Below are 19034 nucleotides of genomic sequence, written 5' to 3' on the forward strand. Positions count from 1 at the left end.
GGAGTCATTTCATGGATCGTGAACAGCAAATTTTAGCGCTCATTCGTCAAAATCCATTCATCTCTCAGCATGAAATGGCCAGCATCATTGGCATTTCCCGCTCCGCTGTCGCCGGCTACATCGCGGCCCTGACCAAGAAAGGGACGATCCGCGGGCGCGCATACGTAACCTCGGATGAGAATACGGTCATGTGTATCGGCGGTGCGAACCTAGACAGCAAAGCGACTAGCAAGCAAGCCATCCGTTTGGCCTCTTCGAATCCAGTCACTGTGACGGAATCGTGCGGCGGTGTTGCTCGCAATATCGCTGAGACGCTTGCGGGACTCACCTGCGAGACGGCGCTGCTCACGGTTGTTGGCGATGATAAGGCCGGCCAATGGGTGCTAGAAGAAACGCGGAAGCGCGGTGTTGATGTCAGTCAAGCCATCGTACTCCAGGGTGAGAACACCGGGACGTACACAGCGCTGCTCGACGCGACAGGCGAGATGTTCCTCGCTTTTGCCAATATGGACATCTACGATAAATGTACACCTGCTCTCCTGCGGGACAAATGGCCGCATGTGGCTTCTGCCAAGCTCGTCATTGCGGATACGAATTTGCCCGCCGAGACTCTAGCCGAGCTGATTGATCGATGCAAAGAAGAAAACCTGCCGCTATTTATCGATCCCGTGTCTTCGGAAAAGGCCAAAAAGCTCCCTCAAGAGCTGCACGGTGTAACGGCGATTTTCCCGAATTGGGAAGAAGCTTGCCAATTGGCAGGTATCGCGCCCGGCAACAGCAGCAACAACAGCGATTTCAGCACGATTGCAGGAGCGATCCTCGCTCGCGGCGTCCGCCACGTCTTCATTACGCTCGGCAGTCAAGGCGTCATGTATGCCGGCGAGGAAGGCGAGCGGCATTTCCCTCCCATTCCCACCAAGGTTGTGGAGGTCACAGGTGCAGGCGATGCTTTTGTCGCCGGTATTGCTTACGGGGTCATGCGGCAATCCACCTATATGGAATCGTGTATGTATGGACTCGCTGCTTCACATATTACGCTTCAAACCGACCAATCTGTCGCGAGCGAGCTGACGGAAGAACGACTGCAACAAACCCTACATCACTTGACCAAAGGAGACGAATCCCTATTATGAATACAACTTACCTAACGTTTACTGATGAAGTGAAAGACGCTTTGGCGAACAATAAACCTGTTGTGGCCTTAGAAACTACGATTATTTCTCACGGGATGCCTTACCCGCAAAATATAGAAATGGCCAAAAAGGTCGAACAAATCATCCGCGATAACGGTGCCGTTCCGGCTACGATTGGCATCATGGACGGTAAAATCAAGATCGGCTTGAACGAGCAGGAGCTCGAAGCTTTCGCGACGAACCCTCATGTGGAAAAAGTCAGCCGCCGCGACTTCCCTTACATCCTCTCGTCGGGCCAAATCGGCGCGACAACCGTCGCAGCCACAATGATCGGCGCTGCACTTGCAGGCATCGAAGTGTTCGCTACCGGCGGCATTGGCGGCGTTCACCGCGAAGGCGAAGTGACGATGGACGTCTCCGCCGATTTGACTGAACTGGCTCAGACCAACGTTGCTGTTGTCTGCGCAGGCGTGAAGTCCATTCTCGATATTGGCCGTACGCTCGAATATCTGGAAACGCACGGCGTTCCCGTGGTTGGCTACAAAACGAGCGAGTTCCCGTCCTTCTACGCCCGCGAAAGCGGCTACGGCGTAGACTTCCGCCTCGATGAGGCAGTCGACGTTGCGGCCATGCTCCGCACGAAGTGGGAGCTCGGCCTTGCTGGCGGCGCCATCATCGCCAACCCGGTCCCTGCGGAATCCGCAATGGACCATGTTGAGATCGAAAGCTTCATCCAGCAGGCGCTTGCTGAAGCTAAAGATCAGAACGTGACCGGCAAGAAGGTCACGCCTTTCCTGCTAGCGCGTATCAAGCAGCTGACCGAAGGCCGCAGCTTGGAGACGAACATCGCGCTCGTGTACCACAATGCAGAAACCGCCGCGAAGGTTGCGGTTGCACTCAAGAGCAAATAAACAAAACCCTCCATGCTCACGATCGATCATCGTGGACATGGAGGGTTTTTTATTTGTCAGCGAAGACTACTCGCTGACCCAAAGCGTTTTTTGCTCGAACGGTGTACGCGCTGCTTTCGACGGCGGAGCCATGTCCGGGTAGCCGAGGTAGACGAAACCGACAAGCTCCTCTTTCGCGCCGAGGCCGAAGGCTTCGCGCATTTTCGCATGATAGGTCGGCGCTCCCGTCCGCCAGATCGCACCCAGACCGAGCGAGTGCGCGGTCAGGAGCATATTTTGTACGGCGGCATGTGCAGCCGCGTACTCTTCGATCTCCGGCACAACGGCTTGTGCCGAAGGCGTAACCGCCACGGCGATGACCACAGGTGCGCGGAAAGCTTTCTTCATCTGAGCGCCTTTGAGCACAGCCAGCTCTTCCTCCGTCAATGCTGGGTCGGCTTCAGACGCCGCGACCTCCGCATACCCTTTTCCAAGCAGTCCACGGCCTTCGCCCGTCATGACCCAAAACCGCCACGGTTCAGTATGGCAATGGTTTGGCGCCCAAGTGCCTGCTTCCAATATCTCTTCAATCAGCGCTTTGTCAACAGGATCCTGTTTGACTTTCCCGATACTTCGGCGATTGCGGATTGCTTCTTTCAATTCCATGTTTCTCCCACTCCACTCTTAGAAATGCACTTCATTAATGTACCTACTCTAAGTCTATTGTTATATGTACGATCCTGCAACAGCAAACATACAGGTCACTCAAAAATAATGGTATAGGACAATATGACAATAAGAAAACCTGACGGATCGGAGAAATCTCCAACTCCATCAGGCTTGGGTATCTTATGAGAATTTCTTTGGGAAGCTTAGTAGAACTACAGAAACTTTTTTAGCCATATTGACGTCTATGTTAGAGGAAAGTGAAAAAACAGCCGACTTTCGTTCACTTTTAGCACTCTCGTTCTTCGACTGCCAAGAATTTGACAATGACAATGGCTATCAGGCAAGCTATAGTTATAGCAACAGAACGAACAAGATTGCTTGCTAGAATCATATATTTATACCTAGGAGGTACTACATCTACATGAAAAAATTAACGATGATTGCGACAGCTGCTATGGCTTTCTCTTTGTTCACATCCACTGTCCTAACACACCCTGCTTCTGCAGCTGGCAAAACAAGCGCTGACTTCACAGATTTGGCCGGTATTGATGCTTCATTAAAAGCCAAAATCGATGCTATGTTGGCATCCGATATATTCGAAGGTGTATCCTCAGACACGTTCGGTATTACGCAAAACATGACTCGTGCACAATTTGCAAAAGTAGCAACGCTGATTTACGACATTCCTGTCGATCTTACTGTTAAGGTGTCCAGCTTTACTGATGTCCATGCGGACGATTCCGCTAATGGTTGGGCAATTCCTTACATCGAAGCTGCGAAAAAAGCTGGATTGATCGACGGTGTTACCGACACAACCTTCGTTCCTGGCGATTCTGTCACTGCGGGTCAGCTCGACACTTTGCTGCTTAAAGGACTAGGGAAAACTGTTTCCGTAACAGGCACACCTTGGTATGCGGATGCTGTGAAACAAGCAACAGAACTTGGCATTCACCCAACTGGAAAATCCGGTGATCAAGCTGCTAACCGCGCTGACCTAGTTACTAGCTCTTACGTAGCACAGCAAGCTTTCGACAATGACAACAAAGCCCTTATTTCGATTACAAAAGTTCAAGCTTCATCCGACAATAAACAGGTTCAAGTTACACTGAATACTAAAGTAGACACAGCCAAAGCAACATTCACACTTAAAAACGGCACGACTACTGTTCCTGCAACTACGACTTGGTCGACAGACGGCCTTACAGCAACGCTTGCTGTTGACGCTGCCCTTGCTACAGGAGATTATACAGTAACACTTGGCGGCCTTGACGCATCTACGATTAAAACAGCTACTGGAAGCTTCAGCGTAGCCCCTATTGACAATGGTAATGTTACTATCGAAGATAACTACACATTGGCAGCTGTAATCGATAGCGGTCTAACAGATTCAGCAACTGGCTCGATCACAAAGGCGATTGCCGAAGATCCAACACAAAGTAAATTTGCTAAAGAAATCAAAATTCAAGTGAAAAACGCTAGCGGCGACATTGTTGCCGTTCCAGGGATTGTTCAATCCGTATTCTCATCGAACACTGGTATTGCTAAAGTAGGTCTAACTGCTGACCATCACGCCTACGTACTCGGCAACAAAGCCGGTACAGCGGATGTCACTGTGGTTGTCAAAATCGGTAATAACGATTCCAAACAATTGCACGTACCCGTAACGGTTACGAATGATTCGATTAGTGTGAAACAAATTAAAGCCGATGAAACTTCCATCAAGAAAACGATGACGGTTAGTAACGGCGTCTACACAGCTGACATTAATCCATATACAGAAATGGATCTTACTCTAATAGATAATTTTGGTATCAAATACGAAAACAATGAGATTGCCGATTACAACTTTGGACTTGGCACACTTATTGTTGCCAGAGCTATAAAAGGTGACGGAGTCAACCCAGTAGGTACTGTAACGGTTGGCGACAATGGCATGGTTCACGTTGAAGGAAACGTCGTTTCTTTTGAATTATCCATTGTAGCTCCATCCGGCCAACAAGCAGTAAGCTATGTAACACTAAAACGCAACTAATCACACTTTCAAAATGGGCTGCCCGAAGTAGTGTAACTACTTTGTGGCGGTCTTTTTTTGCGTTCTGTGCCTCACATGCACCAACATGCCCATCTCACATATATTGCTAATGCATGCGCAAGCTCAACTTCTTAAGAAAAGGGGTCCGTCCCATGTACAACTACCCTGCTTATTTCATTCCTCAACAGCCTTTATATCGTCATTCCCCGACTGTGTCCGCTTCGTCCTATATTCGACGAAATGGCCAGTATGAACACCAAGATCAGTTGGAAGTTTGGACAGGTTGGGAGCAGCATTTTCCCTATTTCCATACAAATACGATCATTCCTCGTGATTATCCAACGGTTGATTCTAAAATACTATCCAACTCGATTGCATCTTCTCATCATCTGCTTAAGGACGCTTCGCTTCTCATTCAAAAGCTATCTGAACCCGCCATCGCTCACGAGCTTATGACACATGCCCAACAGGGCAATCAAAAAGAAGTGGATCGTATTGTCCACTCCTTCGGCGTGAAATCTGCTGTTGTCACTAGTTATTCCCCAAGCTCCGTGAAGTTTACGATTGATCCGCAAACCCCTGACATCCCCTGCTGTGAGGTAACATTAGCACTCAAATGGGGGCAATAGCCGACTTCCTTTATCGTACATCGAAAGCATTCCAAATCGGCCACGCCGTCCCCGCCCAAAACGCGAAGATAACAAGAAGCAGCCAGTACATCAGATAATAAAAATCTAACTTAGAATAGCTGGATTGATAATAATAAGTTCGTTTGGTTTGTGTAGAAAAACGCTTCGCTTCCATGGCCACAGCTGTCCGGTGAGCGCGACGGATGCTCTGCGCAAGAAGCGGTATGGCATACATGCGCATCAAGGTGTACCAACCTGTCAGCCAACTGCGTCTCTGCTTCCTGCCCCGCACCTTGAGCGCGTAACGCAGCGTCTGGAATTCCTCAATCATAAGCGGCAGCATGCGAAGAGCGGCAAGGAAGCTGTAAGCGTACTTCGGCGCCACCTTCCACTGCTGCATCAGCGCATAGAACAGGGCAACAGGACGTGTCGTCAAGCTGAACAGCAAGCCGACAGCGGCAACCTGTAAGCCGCGGAAGCCCAGATGCAGACCGCGGTAAAAGCTTTCTTCCGTGATTCGGATGAATCCGAGGCGAAACCACTCTGTATCCCCGCTGCCGAACATCATCATCCCCGCCGCGGAGGAGATAAAAATGAGCAGGAACGGCGAAGCATACAGCAGCAGACGCCGCAGCGGCTGGCCTGAATAAACGAACAGCGGCACCAAGGCGCCCGCCGTTAAATACATCATCGTATTCAGATTATGCGTGAATACAACAAGAACAAACAGAAGCAATGACAGGACAAGCTTCACTCCCGGATTAACCCGATGCAGCCAGGTTTCACGATACGTGAACGTTATTTGCATACCATCGGCGCCCCTTCCTCGGCTTGTGCTGCGGAAGTCGCAGACTGTTCCGTCACACAGCCCGCTTTAACCTGCCAAACGCGTGTGGCGCAGCGTTTGACGATCTCCTCATCGTGCGTCACCATCACGATGACGGTCCCGCCTGCGCGCAGCCGTTCCAGCTGCTCCAGCATGCGCATCGTACCGCGTGCGTCGAGCCCGAAGGTGGGCTCATCCAGCAGCAGGATACGCGGGCTGCGAACCATCGCAGAAGCTACGCTTAAGCGGCGCTTCTGGCCCATCGAGAGCTGGAACGGATGCCGCTTGCGCAGCGCGAGCAAATCGTACTGCCGCAGCAGCTCCTCCAGAGCAGCCTGCTGTGCATCCTTCCCTCCCTCCGCCTCCGGCAGGGAGTAGAGCAGTTCTTCTTCTACCGAATTTGTCAAGAATTGGAATTCGGGGTTTTGGAACACGAAGCCGACTTGCTCCGCAAGCTGCTCGATTCTGCTGCCCTTCACGCCATCGATCCAGCAGCTGCCCTTGGTCGGGATGAGCCGCATGATGGCGAGCAGGAGCGAGCTTTTGCCGGCGCCGTTAGCACCGATGATCGCGATCCAGTCACCTGGATAGACGCTCAAGTTATCCACAGAGGTCTTGATCTTTCCGCCGCGAAGCCCGGTAAAATCGCGAAAGGACATGACCGGCTGCCGATTCTCAGCATCAGCTTCGACTTCCGCGGGCAACTTGCTCCTGCTTAAGCGTTCCATGTTAAGTTCGCTCCAAACGCCCGGATACCAAATCCCGTAGTCGGCAAGCTGCCTTTTGTACCTTTCAAATACGATTTGTGGCGAGCCATCAGCCAAAATCTCCCCATCCGGAGAGAGAACAATCAAACGGTCGATGAGATCGAGAATGCCGCTGATTTTATGCTCCACAATGACCAAGGTTTTGTCAGCGCTAATGGACCGGATCGTTTCCCAAACAAGCCCCGTGCCTTCATCATCCAATAACGCTGTAGGCTCATCTAGAAAAAGCACTTCCGGCTCCAGCGCTAGGACGCTTGCAATCGCCAATCGCTGCTTCATCCCCTGTGACAGTTGACCAATTAAGGTATGAGCGTCTTCCAGGTGCAACCCCACTAAGCTCAGATAATGCGCGATCCGTTCCGGCATTTCCTCACGGGGAACCTGCCTATTTTCCAAAACGAAAGCAATTTCCTCATCCACATACGGCATGCAGAACTGAGCGTCTGGATCTTGAAACACGTACCCCCAGCGGCTTGGTGTGACAAGTTTATCCGCTTTCAGCGGAATCTCGATAATATCGGGAACGATCCCGCTCAGCACTTGGAGCAGTGTCGATTTCCCGCAGCCGCTTGGCCCGAGCAGCAGCACCTTTTCCCCCGGCATTACTGAAAAGGAAACCCCTTGAAATAACAGGGGAACCTCGTCACCGGGATATTTTAACCGCAGATTGGTAACCCCCATGCCCTCGCTCATCCGCATTACCCCAGTACATCGTAATCGTTCTTTGAGACGGGTCTAACCAAGTTCAGCACGCCCGTGCGAGCTAATGCTTTAGCCAAGTAATAGGCGAACACCCCAGCTATAATGGCGGAGCCTGCGAGACGAAGCCCAATAAATAAGCAATAATTCCAGAACGTTAGCTGATCGATATAGCCATAATATTTATCTACAAGCAAGGAAAGCGCTGCGGATGCGAAGGATGCTAGGACTGTTACACCCACATTCGCCCGGCGATACAAGAAAAACGCGAAGACCAGCTCTGCGCCAAGCCCTTGAAGAATGCCATACGCAAGCGTCGATACTCCCCATGATCCTCCAAAAAGGGCTTCAATTGTCGCGGCTGCAACTTCAGCCAATAAGGCGACGCCTGGTTTACGAATAACGAGGAAAGCAAATGTAGCCGCCATGAACCACATGCCGTAGCTTAACTGCTCTGCATGCAGACCGATCGGTTTTAGAAGATCATACATGGGTCCCCATATGCGATAAATCACCCCAAATACTGCCGCGATCACGATGGTAACCAAAATATCGGTCAATTTTAACCCTTTTGCTCTTGTTTCTTTTTGTGCCATTTCTTCTTCCCACTCCTTTTCCTGGATACCTTTTTTGTTAAAATGAGATAGGCGAACACGACAAAAAAAGCCTACCGGGATGCGGCAGGCATAAAATTAGTGCAAAAAGAGGCACTCCAATTCTCTACGCTGGCATTACCCAGATCAGATTAACGGTCAGTGGCATAGGGCCACTATCTCAGCCTGACTTCATCAAGCACCCGTGTTGCTATTCATTTGGCTTAACTGTAGCGGATTAACCGATATTTAGCAATGCCTTAGGAGAAATTATTTTTCCATCAAAAGTTTTAAATCCAATGTCAATCCATATAACTGGCGGATGCTGTCAACAATATCTTCCACCCGTTTCTGCTGCACTTCCGCGCTAGCAAGCACTTGCTGCACGGATGCGGCGGACTCTTCCGTAATGGCTGCCACGGATGTCATCTCCTCGGCCACCTTCTGGGAAGATAGTTGCAATTGCTGGTTCATGCGCTGCAAATTCTCGGCTTGCTCCATGACTTCAGCTGTATTCGTGTTAATAACCTCGAATAGCTGATCAACACTTTCCGCTGATTTTCTGCCCGATTCTACCGCTAGCTTGCCGACAGCTACTTTCTCAACAGCGGTTTCCACCTTCTGCTGAATGGAGCCTAGAATCTCTGAAATATCCGTTGAAGCTACGTGAGCGTTCATCGCAAGCTTCCGAATCTCACCGGCAACTACCGCAAACCCTTTGCCATGTTCCCCGGCTCGTGCAGCCTCGATGGACGCATTGAGCGACAGCAGATTCGTTTGATTCGCGATATCGGCAATCGTTGTCACGATATTTCCGATTTTCACATTTTCTTCGTTCACTTCATTCATGATGTTGGACGTTTCCGTTACGATCACGGTGATGTCCTTGATTTTATGCGTCAAATCCTCCATTTGGTTCTTACCTTCATTCGTCATGCGGGCTGTATCCCTGGATCTGCTGCTCATCGTGTTCGATGCGGAAGAGGTCATCTCCACCGTCTCATTCACTTCTTGGATAGCCGTTGTAATGTCTGTAATGGAAGTTGCTTGAGATTCAATACCGATGGAAATTTCTTGGAAAGCCGCAACAACTTCTTCTGTGATTCTGCCTGTCACGGATGCATTTTCATGAAGCGTATTACTGGAAGTTCCCAGCGCCTCTGTTGTCGTACGGACGCCTGTCAGAACCTCTTCCGTCTTCATGCGTGACACCTCGGACTCCCGAGCGCTCTGTGCTACACGGCTTAATAATCGGCTTCCTATCTGGCCTTGACCTATTAGCGTAATGATGATTAGCACATAAAAAACATTGATAGCAATATAGTCAATTGGACCTGACAACGTGGAACAGAAATAGTTCAAATTTAAGATCCCGATAACGCCATTAAGCAGTAACGGTTTATAATCCATATACAAGGAGACCAGCGCTAAACTTAAATACAAGATAAGCATGCTGGACAAAGCGATATTATGCGTCATGAAGAAATATGAAATCACATTAAGGCCTATGGCAATGATATACTTGGTGTAAGTGACCCCGATTTTCCTCCAGATCAGCAGTGTACAAATTAGCGCAATAGGCGCTCCAAAAGTCAGCAGCGTCATAACGACTCCCATGGATCTATAGGAAGCCCCCATTCCTAACACCAAACAAGCCCATAACAGCTTCACCATTAATCCGTTTCTTTTATGTAGTTCCAGCATCTGCGCTGTCATTTGGTCTTCCCCCCTTTTTTCTATAAATTTTTCTACAAAAATAGACATTTACTTACATCATTCAACAATTGAAAGGGAAAATCCTCCTTTTTGTATACCGAAAACGGGATCTTTACAAAGAATTTGACTTCTTGTCTCTATCGAAACTACAATATGTAGTGTATGACGGATTATAACGTAAAGGAGCTCATATCGAATGGACACTAGCACCATACAGAACGGACCGGATATTACTGCAATTCTAATTTATATAGGGGCTGCTCTTTTCATTTTGGCCATCCTTGGTTACGTGCTTGCCGCGAAGACGAACAAAGCGAACACGAGCAAGCTGAAAAAGGCCGAGAAGCAGGCCCTGCACAAAAAACGCAAGACTTGGATGCTTCTCTCTCATACTCTTATGATTTTGGCCGTTTGTTCTTTGGGAACTTCTCTGATCCAGTCTTCATCCAACAAATATAGCGTCGAAAAGCTTAATTACAATGCGCCTATCGAGGTCACGACGGATAAGGATTACGGGCGCAATCATGATGAGGGTATGCTGACCTACGAGATGAAAATCCCGACTTCAGGCACGCATAGCCCCCATGACTTAAAGTTCGGTTTTTACAAGGAAAAACCGACATATGCTATGCTTGTGCATAACTTGGAGCACGGTGACATCATCATCTATTATCATCCCGATGCACCTCAAGAACTCAAGGATCGCCTCGAATATTTGAGCCACTTCAAACAAGCAGGCGCCGGTGTGCTGGCTGTGCCTAACCCGGATGTGCCCAGCGATAAAGAGGTTGTCGTAACGGCCTGGACGAAAACGATGCAGCTTCCTAAGTTTGACGAAGCCAGCGTGGGAACTTTCATTTACCAGTATATCGATAAAGGTCCTGAGAAGATCCCGCCTGAAGTGCGCCGTGGCGGCGGAACGATGTAACCATCCAAGTAGACGAACTCCAGCTATTTACGGACGTTTTCGCGGTCGGAAACCAGATCAGTTGGCACTAGTCCGGTCAACCTTTTAAACACACGATAAAAATAGGACGGGTCATTGTACCCGATGAAATCGGATATTTCCGTCACCGTTAACGCCGAATGCCTGAGCATGTACACAGCCGTTTTGATCCTGGCTGCATGCACGTATTCACTGATCGTCTGTCCTGTCACTTTGCGAAATAGGGTAGCTGTGTAGTTCGGCGATCTGCTAATGCAGACACCCAGTTCCTCCTTACTGACATGCTCCCGGTAGTGGTTCTGGATGTAACTCTTCATCTGCTCGACTAGTTGCAGCGTGGCGCTCGTTGCAGCTTCTTGGTCCCACTCTCTGTGCAAATAAACGAACAGCTCTGTTAGCAGCGCTTCACACAGCGTCTGATAATAGGGCTGTTTGTCCTGCCATTGCTGATGGATATGTCGCAGCCGGTCGAGAATCAGTTCATATTTGCTCGTGAATCGACTTGTGGCGCTGGACAGCTTAAAAAGCGGAAATGACGCATGAGCTTGAACGGCTCTCGGATCAAATTGAACGACATATTTTTCGTGCAGCATGGTTGGAACACTTCGTCCGTAAAAGGGAATACTGCTTGGGATGAGCAGCCATTGCCCCTTCTCCAGCACTTGCTTTTTTTCCTCGATCCAATAAACGCAGCGGCCGTAAGTAACAAGCACAAGCGTCCAATCCTCGCACCCCTCCTGTGATTCCCCATACCAATTGCTGCTTTTATCATACGTGTAACTTGTTACCTTCATCTTCCACCACCTGCATACTATTTTTCATATAGCATACTATATTTCATGGAATTTTGTCGAAATAAGGCATATAATGAAGCCAAAATTGATTCGTCCACAACGAAAGGAAGTCCTAAACAATGCGTAAAACGAAAATCATTTGTACCATGGGACCTGCTTGCGATTCCGTCCCGACTCTAAAGGAACTCATTCGCTCCGGTATGAGCGTTGCCCGACTTAATATGGCTCATGGCGATTTGGATGAGCACCGCGGACGCATTCAGCGCGTTCGTCAAGCGGCTCAGGAGTTAGGTGTTGTCGTTCCGATTCTGATGGATATCAAAGGACCGGAAATCCGCATCGGACAACTGAAAGATGCTTCCTATGATTTGAAAGCCGGCGATCGCATCGTTCTGACGACAGAACAAATTGTCGGGGACGGCAACCGCGTTTCCGTGAATTACCCTGGCCTCCCGCAGGACGTTAAGCCAGGCAATCTTGTGCTTATCGACGACGGCTCCATTGAGCTTCGCGTTGAATCCATCGATGGCACGGAAGTCATCTGCAGCGTCTTGAACCAAAGTGTTCTGAAGCAGCGTAAAGGCGTTAACTTGCCAGGTGTTCGCACATCTCTGCCAGGTGTAACTGAACGTGACGTGATGCACATTAAATTCGGTATCGAAGAGAACATCTCCATCGTCGCCATGTCATTCGTGCGTAACGGGAACGATGTTCAGGAAGTTCGCGGTATTCTGGAGCAGCATGGCGCAGGCAATACGCCGATTATCTCTAAAATTGAGAATGAAGAAGGCATGACGAACTTCGCTTCTATCCTCGAGGCTTCCGACGGCATCATGGTTGCGCGCGGTGATCTTGGGGTAGAAATTCCAACAGAAGAAGTCCCTATCGCGCAAAAAGATATGATCCGTGCTTGTAATCTAGCCGGCAAACCGGTTATTACAGCAACGCAAATGCTGGATTCCATGCAGCGTAACCCGCGTCCGACGCGTGCAGAAGTGAGCGATGTCGCTAACGCCGTCCTTGACGGCAGTGACATGGTCATGCTTTCCGGCGAAACCGCAGCAGGCAAATATCCCGTCGAGTCCGTGACGATGATGGCGACAATTGCCGAGCGCGTTGAGCAGACGATGGAGCGCAGCTCCATGATCGATGCACAGCTGCAATCGAACAACGAAGTGACGGAAGTGCTGTGCCAAGCGGTTGTATCTTCTGCGAATAAGCTGAAGGCTGCAGCGATTCTGACGCCTACAGAGAGCGGATTTACCGCACGGATGATTGCCAAGTATCGTCCGGAGGCGCCGATTATTGCGGTAACGTCCAACGAGTACGCGATCAATCTGCTTAGCATGGTACAGGGTGTAATCCCCATCCATGGCGAGTTCTGCGAATCGACGGATGCGATGATTCGCTCGGCTATCGGACATGCCGAAACCCTCGGCTACGTGAAAAAAGGCGACCTTACCGTCGTTTCCGCAGGTGTTCCTGTGGGGAAATCGGGAACAACCAACCTGTTGAAGGTTGAGCGGGTATAAATCGTTTGGTTTAAAGGATCGTTTGGAGAGAATCGGATAAAAAGAGAGAATAGATGGATCAGAGAGAACAAAGAGATCCACAATAGAGAAAAGGCGCCTTATGGGTGTCTTTTCTCTTTTAATGCCTTAAAACCTCAGCCAAGGGGCAAATTAACGGTAACTTTATCATGCACTTTTAACGGGAGGCTCCATGATTATCCGACTTGGATTCGTATCGATTGCGCTCGCGATTTTTAATAATACACCCAGCTCGACATTTACGTATAAGCTGTTCTCACAGCGTCCGCGCGAGGAAGCCCTTCAGCGTGCGATTGATATCGGACGCAAAAACCTCGAAGCCACGCAGCGCATCCTCTTTTACAATGCCGCTCATGGGATTCGCTTGTTTCGTCTCTCTTCCTCGCTCATTCCGCTCGCCACGCATCCGGATGTGCAAATTGACGTAGCCGGCGAATATAAAAAAGAGCTCAAGAAGCTCGGCGACTTCGCCAAGGCACATGACATTCGCCTCAGCATGCACCCCAACCAGTTTACCCTGCTGAACGGGAGCGACTCGGTGGTTGCGGCGGCGATTCAAGACTTGCGCTACCATGCTGCTATTCTCGATGGGATGGGGCTGGATGAATCAGCCATCATCAACATCCACGTCGGAGGCGTGTACGGCGACAAAGCCGCCGCGACGGAGCGGCTGTTTGCGAAGGTCCCCGAGGTGCCGGATAACATCATGCAGCGGCTTACTTTTGAAAATGACGATAAAACCTACACCCTCGAGGAAACCCTCGCCGTGAGCCAGCGGTTGCAGCGTCCCTGTATGCTGGATTTGCATCATGATTGGTGCAACCCATCAGAGGCCACACCTCAGGAGCTGCTTCCGCAGATCGCGAAGACTTGGGGCGATATCCCTATGAAAATCCATATTTCGTCTCCGAAGTCTTCCAAGGACACGAAGGAGTTTCGCTCCCATGCTGACTACATTGAGCCGGAGCAGCTGGTCGCTTTCCTCAAAAGCTGCAAGGAGGCAGGACTGGACCGCGTCGACGTCATGATAGAGGCGAAGATGAAGGATCTTTCTCTATTCCAGCTGGCGGAGCAGCTGGGTAAGATCCGGGGGATTAAGCGGATTGATGGAGGCATTTTGGAGTGGTAGATAGGTAAAGAAAGACCGTAGAACGGAGCGGATTCCGCTTAGTTCTACGGTTTTTTGGGTTCGGTTGAGCCGTGGGATTAGTGAGGGGAAGCAACAGGTATTAACGCCGATTACTCCCGTTATTTTCCTCGTCTCATTCATTTTTGCACAGATAGATGGATTCTCTAACGTTAATTTGTTCAAAATCAACCATTTTCCGGAAACACCGATGATTTAGATGGAGCTTTTCCAGTTATTCCGTTTCCTGAGCCGACGCAGCTTGGATTAGAGGTAGATTTTCCAGCTATGTCAGTGTGACCGCACCTCTAGGAGTCGGTGGTGTGGGGCTTCGCCCTGGAAATCGGAGCGTCACCACACAGTCCTATCCTTCTTATCCTGCATGTCCTTTTTATCCTGTTTATCCTGCCAATCCCGCTTATCCAACGATACCGTATGAACATGCTCCTGCATCTTCACATGCTTCAGGGCATTGATCTCCCCTCCAATAATAATGAGCAGCGCGGAGATGTAGAACCAAGTCATAAGGACAATAATCCCCCCGACACTGCCATAAGTGGCGCTATAATTAGTAAAGTTATTCACGTAGAAAGAGAAACCCAGACCTGTCCCCTGCCAGCCAAGGGAGGCGAATAAGGCGCCGGGGAGCACACTTTTACACGTCAGACAGGTGTTCGGAGCTATGTAATAAATACCTGTGAAAACTATGAACAGGATAATGAAGTTCAGAATCCAGCGAAGATTGTTCCAAACGTTAACCTTCGTTGCCGCCAGATGAACATGGGCCTGTACCCAGTCGCCGATCCAATGGCCGAATACGCTCAGAAGCAGCGCAGAAGCAATAACAATAAGCATGCCCAGCGTCAGCATAACTGCCAGAAAACGCGAGTGAATAAAGCTTTTGCGCTCCGGCAAGCCGTAGGCTTTATTCACGGCTATCACGATCGCATTCATCGCTGCGCTAGCGCTCACCAAGGCCAGGATTAACCCGAAGGACAAGGTCCCGCCTCTTTTTACATCGAGCAGATTGGTCAAGGTATCCTCAAGCCAGCTGGAAACGGCGCCTGGTATGTAGTCTTTGATTAGTGACACCACATCGTCAGATGAGAACGGCAAATACCCGAGCAAACTCAGAATAAAGAGTAGAAACGGGAACAGCGACAGCAGGAAATAGTAGGCGCACTGTGCAGCCAGCCCCGTAGCATCGTGCTTTTGGAATTGGTGCCAGAGCAATTTTAAGTTAGATATAACCATTGGCGGAGTTATCCTTTCATTGCTCAAGAATTGTGATAAAATAGGTAGTTCAGTCCTGCAAGGAACAGGTGATTACCCTATCAATGAACTCTCTATCTATTTACCCTACTCCAATAAGCTCTAAACCGGCTGCTGAGCGAAAGGTTCCGCATGCTCAGATGGCTCGGTTAACGAATAGCTCGGATTTTGTGCCCGACGAGGATCGGGACGCTTATTTTTTCCGCGATTTGGAACGCCATCGCATTTTGTTGAATGAAGCGCAGGTACAAGCTGTGCGCCATTTCAAGGGTCCTCTTCTCACGTTAGCGGGAGCAGGTTCTGGCAAAACAACCGTACTGGTATGCCGAGTCGCTTATTTGCTGCGCGTTCACCGGGTGCATCCGTCGAATGTGCTGCTGATTACTTTTTCGAAAAAAGCCGCTGAAGAAATGCGGGAGCGCCTCGCTTCCCTGCCTGGCCTGGATGCGAGTATGACTCACTCGATGCAAGTGAGGACGTTTCATGCCTTCTGCCTCCGGTTGCTGCGAATGAATGGGTTCAATCAGGAGATTCTGAGCGACGGCCGTTATCAGCAGATTGTTTTCAAACGCATCATGCTGAGCATGGGACTTCAGGATACCTATCAACCCGAGGTTCTCATTTCCATCCTCTCTTCCTACAAAATGCAGCTGATCAACGTCAGCGACCTTCCCGAAGATACGGAAGAAGATCAGGAGATGAAGCGAATTTTTCTGCAATATGAACAGTGGAAAATGGAGCAGATGAAGATCGATTTCGACGATATTTTGATTCTCGCGCATCAGCTGCTGAATGACAATGGCGATATCCTGCGCTCGCTGGAGCGAAAGTTTTCATATATCAGCGTCGATGAGTTTCAGGATACGAACACCGTGCAATATGAGATTATTAAAATGATCGCTCGAAATCATCAAAATTTGATGGTCGTCGGGGATGATGACCAGACCATTTATTCGTTTAATGGTGCTCAGAATAAATTTATTTTACAATTCCATGAACAGTATCCTACTGCGACGACCGTCACGCTCGATATTAACTATCGATCCACTTCGAGTATCGTTGGACTCGGCAATGCTATTATTCAGCATAACGTCCAGCGCAAGAGCAAGACACTGCTAGCCACCAAACAAAGTGAAACGAAACCGTTGTATGTAAGGCCTGCCAGCAGCGATGACGAAGCGGATTGGCTGATCAACGATATTCGCGTTAAAGTCGCTGAAGGCGGCTGCGCGTTTGGGGATTTTGCCATTCTATACCGCACGCAAAGCAACAGCAGGGCTATTATTGAGCAGTTGATTCTGCATAATTTGCCCTTTGTCGACTATGGCAGCAGCGATTCTTTCTATGAACAATGGATGGTCAAGCCGATTATCGATCATCTTCGGATCGCTCATGAACGCCGCAATTTTGAAGCGATAGAGGGTGTCCTACCTTCATTATATATAGGGCGTGACCAAGGCATGCGGATTATTCAGGAACAGGAGGCGATTCAGGCTAAAAAGTGGCCGCTGATCCACCTGCTGGGCTTGCCGCAGCTGAAGGATTTTCAGAAAGAAAAGCTGAAAAGCCGTATCCGTCTAATCAAGTCGCTTGCCGAAATGAAGCCGCTGGAAGCCATCCAGGCGATCCGCAAAGACTTCTACGACGCCTTTCTGGAGACGAATAAGCGCAGCAAGCTTACGCATCACCGGGAGATGCTGAAGGAGACCCTGGACGAGCTCGAGTCCTCTGCCAAGCGTTTTGATTCGGTGGAGCAGTTCCTTTATTTTATCCATGAAGTCGCAGAAAAACGCACGGAAATGAGCGCACTGCCAAAAGAGCAAGCTGCGAATAAAATTTCGCTCATGACGATTCACAAATCGAAAGGCCTCGAGTTCAAGGTGGTCTACTTGCTCTGTGCAATCGAGGGCAACATGCCGCATAGCTCGGCACTGGAAGCGAACCAGCTGAACGATGTTCAGCTGGCCGGCGTCACCGCGCGCGACAAAACCGCCGCCGCGCTGGAGGAAGAACGGCGACTCGCTTACGTCGCCGTCACGCGCGCCAAGGCCGAGCTGCTCATCAGCTCGCCGGCGTATTATCGCGGGAAGAAGGCGGAGCCTTCCCGCTTCCTGCTGTCCGCGTTCCCTGACGCGGACGGGACGGACAGCCGCAAGCCTGTGGCGGCGGCTGTGACGAAGTCAGCCGCGCCGAGAACGTCGGCGGCTGCGAAGCCCACCGCGACGGAGTCGGTCGCGGCGTGGGTTTGCGGCCAGGCCGGCTGCAAGGCCTGGTCGCGCATTTCTTCGCCGCAGGAATCGCGGCGAACGGCGAAGGCGTGCCCCTTGTGCGGCGGGGCCATGGTCAAGGGCAGCAGGCTCGTCCCACTCGCCCGCTAGCCCGCCAGCTCGCCAGCTCGGAGGATTGCATGATATGACCCCTGCTTGGTTAGAATACATCCGTATCTGACCAGTTGGAGGGGATCATTTTGATCAAAAGATTCAATCGATTAGCTATTGAGCTTCCGCAGCCGACAACAGCCGATCCAAACGCAGCAGCCGCTGTACAAGAGCTGCTTGGCGGTAAATTCGGAGAAATGTCCACGCTGAACAATTACATGTTTCAGTCGTTTAATTTCAAGAATAAGACGAAGCTGAAACCTTTCTACCACCTGATTTCCAGCATAACTGCTGAGGAATTCGGCCATGTTGAGCTCGTTTCACACACCATTAACCTGTGTTTGGCTGGTGCAACGAAACCCGGTGATCCGGATTCAACACCTCTGTCAGCTGCCAAGGATGTGCGCAATACGCAGCATTTCATCTTTGCCGGTCAAAATGCGCTTCCCGTGGACTCGATGGGCAAAGCTTGGACTGGCGAGAATGTGTTCAACAGCGGTAATCTCATCCTGGATTTGCTGCACAACTTCTTCTTGGAGTGCGGAGCCCGCACACACAAAATGCGCGTCTACGAAATGACCACTCACCCCGTTGCTCGCGCGATGATCGGCTACCTGCTAGTTCGCGGAGGCGTGCATGTGGTCGCTTACGCCAAAGCGCTTGAAGTGGCTACCGGTGCAGACGTGACCAAACTCATACCCATTCCGAGCCTGGACAACAGAGCGTTCAACGAAACTCGCAAGTATGAGGAAAAAGGCGTCCACCGGGTCTTGTATCGCTTCAGCGATGAGGGCTACCGCGACCTGGAGCAGATCTGGAAAGGCACACATCCTGAAGATGGCGGCGATTTGATCGTCAAGGAGGGCATTCCGGAAGGAGGCCCCATTCCAGAGTATGCAGACACACCGGAAGAGTTTGCCCCTGGCATTTTCCCGGAAGACTTCATGAAAATTGCCGCAAGACTCCAACAGTCTGCCGGTATTCACGCATAAAAAAAAGGACGAAACAGGAATG

Annotated in this window: 17 protein-coding genes and 1 riboswitch; of the genes, 10 read left to right on the plus strand and 7 right to left on the minus strand. The window is 50.1% G+C overall.

Annotated features, from left to right (window positions below; translation table 11 throughout):
- Nucleotides 1-11 precede the first annotated feature (11 nt).
- Together ACUN27_RS36225 and ACUN27_RS36230 are read left to right on the plus strand one after the other, a co-directional pair.
- Nucleotides 12-1133, plus strand: a complete 1122-nt coding sequence (locus ACUN27_RS36225; RefSeq protein WP_445560543.1) for a carbohydrate kinase — start codon at nt 12-14, stop codon at nt 1131-1133.
- Nucleotides 1130-2044, plus strand: a complete 915-nt coding sequence (locus ACUN27_RS36230; protein ID WP_315955121.1) for a pseudouridine-5'-phosphate glycosidase — start codon at nt 1130-1132, stop codon at nt 2042-2044. The genes ACUN27_RS36225 and ACUN27_RS36230 overlap by 4 nt, the downstream gene beginning before the upstream one ends.
- Nucleotides 2045-2110: 66 nt before the next feature.
- Here the strand turns inward: ACUN27_RS36230 and ACUN27_RS36235 are convergent, their stop codons facing one another.
- On the minus strand, nt 2111-2689 hold the full coding sequence (locus tag ACUN27_RS36235) for a nitroreductase family protein (RefSeq protein WP_326062315.1): 579 nt from the start codon (nt 2687-2689) through the stop codon (nt 2111-2113).
- 424 nt (nt 2690-3113) lie between these two features.
- Here ACUN27_RS36235 and ACUN27_RS36240 point away from each other — a divergent pair, with 424 nt between their 5' ends.
- The gene (locus ACUN27_RS36240) at nt 3114-4724 is read left to right on the plus strand and encodes an S-layer homology domain-containing protein (RefSeq protein WP_326062316.1); all 1611 of its coding nucleotides are present in this window, start codon (nt 3114-3116) and stop codon (nt 4722-4724) included.
- 152 nt (nt 4725-4876) lie between these two features.
- Nucleotides 4877-5353, plus strand: a complete 477-nt coding sequence (locus ACUN27_RS36245; RefSeq protein WP_326062317.1) for a hypothetical protein — start codon at nt 4877-4879, stop codon at nt 5351-5353.
- 10 nt (nt 5354-5363) lie between these two features.
- Here ACUN27_RS36245 and ACUN27_RS36250 read toward each other — a convergent pair whose 3' ends face one another.
- The 4 genes from ACUN27_RS36250 to ACUN27_RS36265 all read right to left on the minus strand — a co-directional run bounded on the left by ACUN27_RS36250 (nt 5364) and on the right by ACUN27_RS36265 (nt 9954).
- Complete coding sequence (locus ACUN27_RS36250; protein ID WP_326062318.1) at nt 5364-6161, minus strand: energy-coupling factor transporter transmembrane component T family protein; 798 nt, start codon at nt 6159-6161, stop codon at nt 5364-5366.
- Nucleotides 6152-7639, minus strand: coding sequence for an ABC transporter ATP-binding protein (locus ACUN27_RS36255; RefSeq protein ID WP_445560544.1), 1488 nt, complete (start codon nt 7637-7639; stop codon nt 6152-6154). Before ACUN27_RS36255 ends, ACUN27_RS36250 begins: the two co-directional genes overlap by 10 nt.
- A gap of 5 nt (nt 7640-7644) precedes the next feature.
- The gene (locus tag ACUN27_RS36260) at nt 7645-8241 is read right to left on the minus strand and encodes an ECF transporter S component (protein WP_315955049.1); all 597 of its coding nucleotides are present in this window, start codon (nt 8239-8241) and stop codon (nt 7645-7647) included.
- Nucleotides 8242-8345: 104 nt separating this feature from the next.
- A riboswitch (TPP riboswitch) is annotated at nt 8346-8455 on the minus strand.
- 53 nt (nt 8456-8508) lie between these two features.
- Nucleotides 8509-9954, minus strand: a complete 1446-nt coding sequence (locus ACUN27_RS36265; protein WP_315955050.1) for a methyl-accepting chemotaxis protein — start codon at nt 9952-9954, stop codon at nt 8509-8511.
- Between the two features lie 196 nt (nt 9955-10150).
- Here ACUN27_RS36265 and ACUN27_RS36270 point away from each other — a divergent pair, with 196 nt between their 5' ends.
- Nucleotides 10151-10882, plus strand: coding sequence for a DUF3105 domain-containing protein (locus ACUN27_RS36270; RefSeq protein ID WP_315955051.1), 732 nt, complete (start codon nt 10151-10153; stop codon nt 10880-10882).
- 23 nt (nt 10883-10905) lie between these two features.
- On the opposite strand, the gene ACUN27_RS36275 is transcribed toward ACUN27_RS36270, so the two are convergent.
- On the minus strand, nt 10906-11694 hold the full coding sequence (locus tag ACUN27_RS36275) for a helix-turn-helix transcriptional regulator (protein ID WP_315955052.1): 789 nt from the start codon (nt 11692-11694) through the stop codon (nt 10906-10908).
- A gap of 119 nt (nt 11695-11813) precedes the next feature.
- Here ACUN27_RS36275 and pyk point away from each other — a divergent pair, with 119 nt between their 5' ends.
- From pyk to ACUN27_RS36290, 3 genes are all read left to right on the plus strand, one after another.
- Nucleotides 11814-13226, plus strand: a complete 1413-nt coding sequence (gene pyk / locus ACUN27_RS36280; RefSeq protein ID WP_157323652.1) for a pyruvate kinase — start codon at nt 11814-11816, stop codon at nt 13224-13226.
- A gap of 190 nt (nt 13227-13416) precedes the next feature.
- Complete coding sequence (gene uvsE, locus ACUN27_RS36285) at nt 13417-14373, plus strand: UV DNA damage repair endonuclease UvsE (protein WP_326062320.1); 957 nt, start codon at nt 13417-13419, stop codon at nt 14371-14373.
- Between the two features lie 64 nt (nt 14374-14437).
- Nucleotides 14438-14590 (plus strand): hypothetical protein, encoded by a 153-nt coding sequence (locus tag ACUN27_RS36290; RefSeq protein ID WP_445560545.1) that lies wholly within the window; start codon nt 14438-14440, stop codon nt 14588-14590.
- A gap of 131 nt (nt 14591-14721) precedes the next feature.
- Here the strand turns inward: ACUN27_RS36290 and ACUN27_RS36295 are convergent, their stop codons facing one another.
- Nucleotides 14722-15624: a YihY/virulence factor BrkB family protein gene (locus tag ACUN27_RS36295; RefSeq protein ID WP_315955054.1), complete on the minus strand. Its 903-nt coding sequence runs from the start codon at nt 15622-15624 to the stop codon at nt 14722-14724.
- Between the two features lie 83 nt (nt 15625-15707).
- On the opposite strand from ACUN27_RS36295, the gene ACUN27_RS36300 reads away from it, so the two are divergent.
- Nucleotides 15708-18020 carry a UvrD-helicase domain-containing protein gene (locus ACUN27_RS36300; RefSeq protein ID WP_326062321.1) on the plus strand — a complete coding sequence of 771 codons (2313 nt, stop codon included), beginning with the start codon at nt 15708-15710 and terminating at the stop codon, nt 18018-18020.
- 89 nt (nt 18021-18109) lie between these two features.
- On the plus strand, nt 18110-19012 hold the full coding sequence (locus tag ACUN27_RS36305; RefSeq protein WP_445560546.1) for a manganese catalase family protein: 903 nt from the start codon (nt 18110-18112) through the stop codon (nt 19010-19012).
- Nucleotides 19013-19034: the final 22 nt, after the last annotated feature.

The organism is Paenibacillus sp. WC2504, assembly GCF_052682475.1.

Bases quoted from the DNA above. Each gene is read 5' to 3' on its own strand.
- ACUN27_RS36260 (WP_315955049.1), bottom strand. From the start codon at position 8,241: ATGGCACAAAAAGAAACAAGAGCAAAAGGGTTAAAATTGACCGATATT.
- ACUN27_RS36265 (WP_315955050.1), bottom strand. From the start codon at position 9,954: ATGACAGCGCAGATGCTGGAACTACATAAAAGAAACGGATTAATGGTG.
- ACUN27_RS36255 (WP_445560544.1), bottom strand. From the start codon at position 7,639: ATGAGCGAGGGCATGGGGGTTACCAATCTGCGGTTAAAATATCCCGGT.
- ACUN27_RS36245 (WP_326062317.1), top strand. From the start codon at position 4,877: ATGTACAACTACCCTGCTTATTTCATTCCTCAACAGCCTTTATATCGT.
- ACUN27_RS36250 (WP_326062318.1), bottom strand. From the start codon at position 6,161: ATGCAAATAACGTTCACGTATCGTGAAACCTGGCTGCATCGGGTTAAT.
- ACUN27_RS36300 (WP_326062321.1), top strand. From the start codon at position 15,708: ATGAACTCTCTATCTATTTACCCTACTCCAATAAGCTCTAAACCGGCT.
- ACUN27_RS36240 (WP_326062316.1), top strand. From the start codon at position 3,114: ATGAAAAAATTAACGATGATTGCGACAGCTGCTATGGCTTTCTCTTTG.
- ACUN27_RS36270 (WP_315955051.1), top strand. From the start codon at position 10,151: ATGGACACTAGCACCATACAGAACGGACCGGATATTACTGCAATTCTA.
- ACUN27_RS36295 (WP_315955054.1), bottom strand. From the start codon at position 15,624: ATGGTTATATCTAACTTAAAATTGCTCTGGCACCAATTCCAAAAGCAC.
- uvsE (WP_326062320.1), top strand. From the start codon at position 13,417: ATGATTATCCGACTTGGATTCGTATCGATTGCGCTCGCGATTTTTAAT.
- ACUN27_RS36225 (WP_445560543.1), top strand. From the start codon at position 12: ATGGATCGTGAACAGCAAATTTTAGCGCTCATTCGTCAAAATCCATTC.
- ACUN27_RS36275 (WP_315955052.1), bottom strand. From the start codon at position 11,694: ATGAAGGTAACAAGTTACACGTATGATAAAAGCAGCAATTGGTATGGG.
- ACUN27_RS36230 (WP_315955121.1), top strand. From the start codon at position 1,130: ATGAATACAACTTACCTAACGTTTACTGATGAAGTGAAAGACGCTTTG.
- pyk (WP_157323652.1), top strand. From the start codon at position 11,814: ATGCGTAAAACGAAAATCATTTGTACCATGGGACCTGCTTGCGATTCC.
- ACUN27_RS36235 (WP_326062315.1), bottom strand. From the start codon at position 2,689: ATGGAATTGAAAGAAGCAATCCGCAATCGCCGAAGTATCGGGAAAGTC.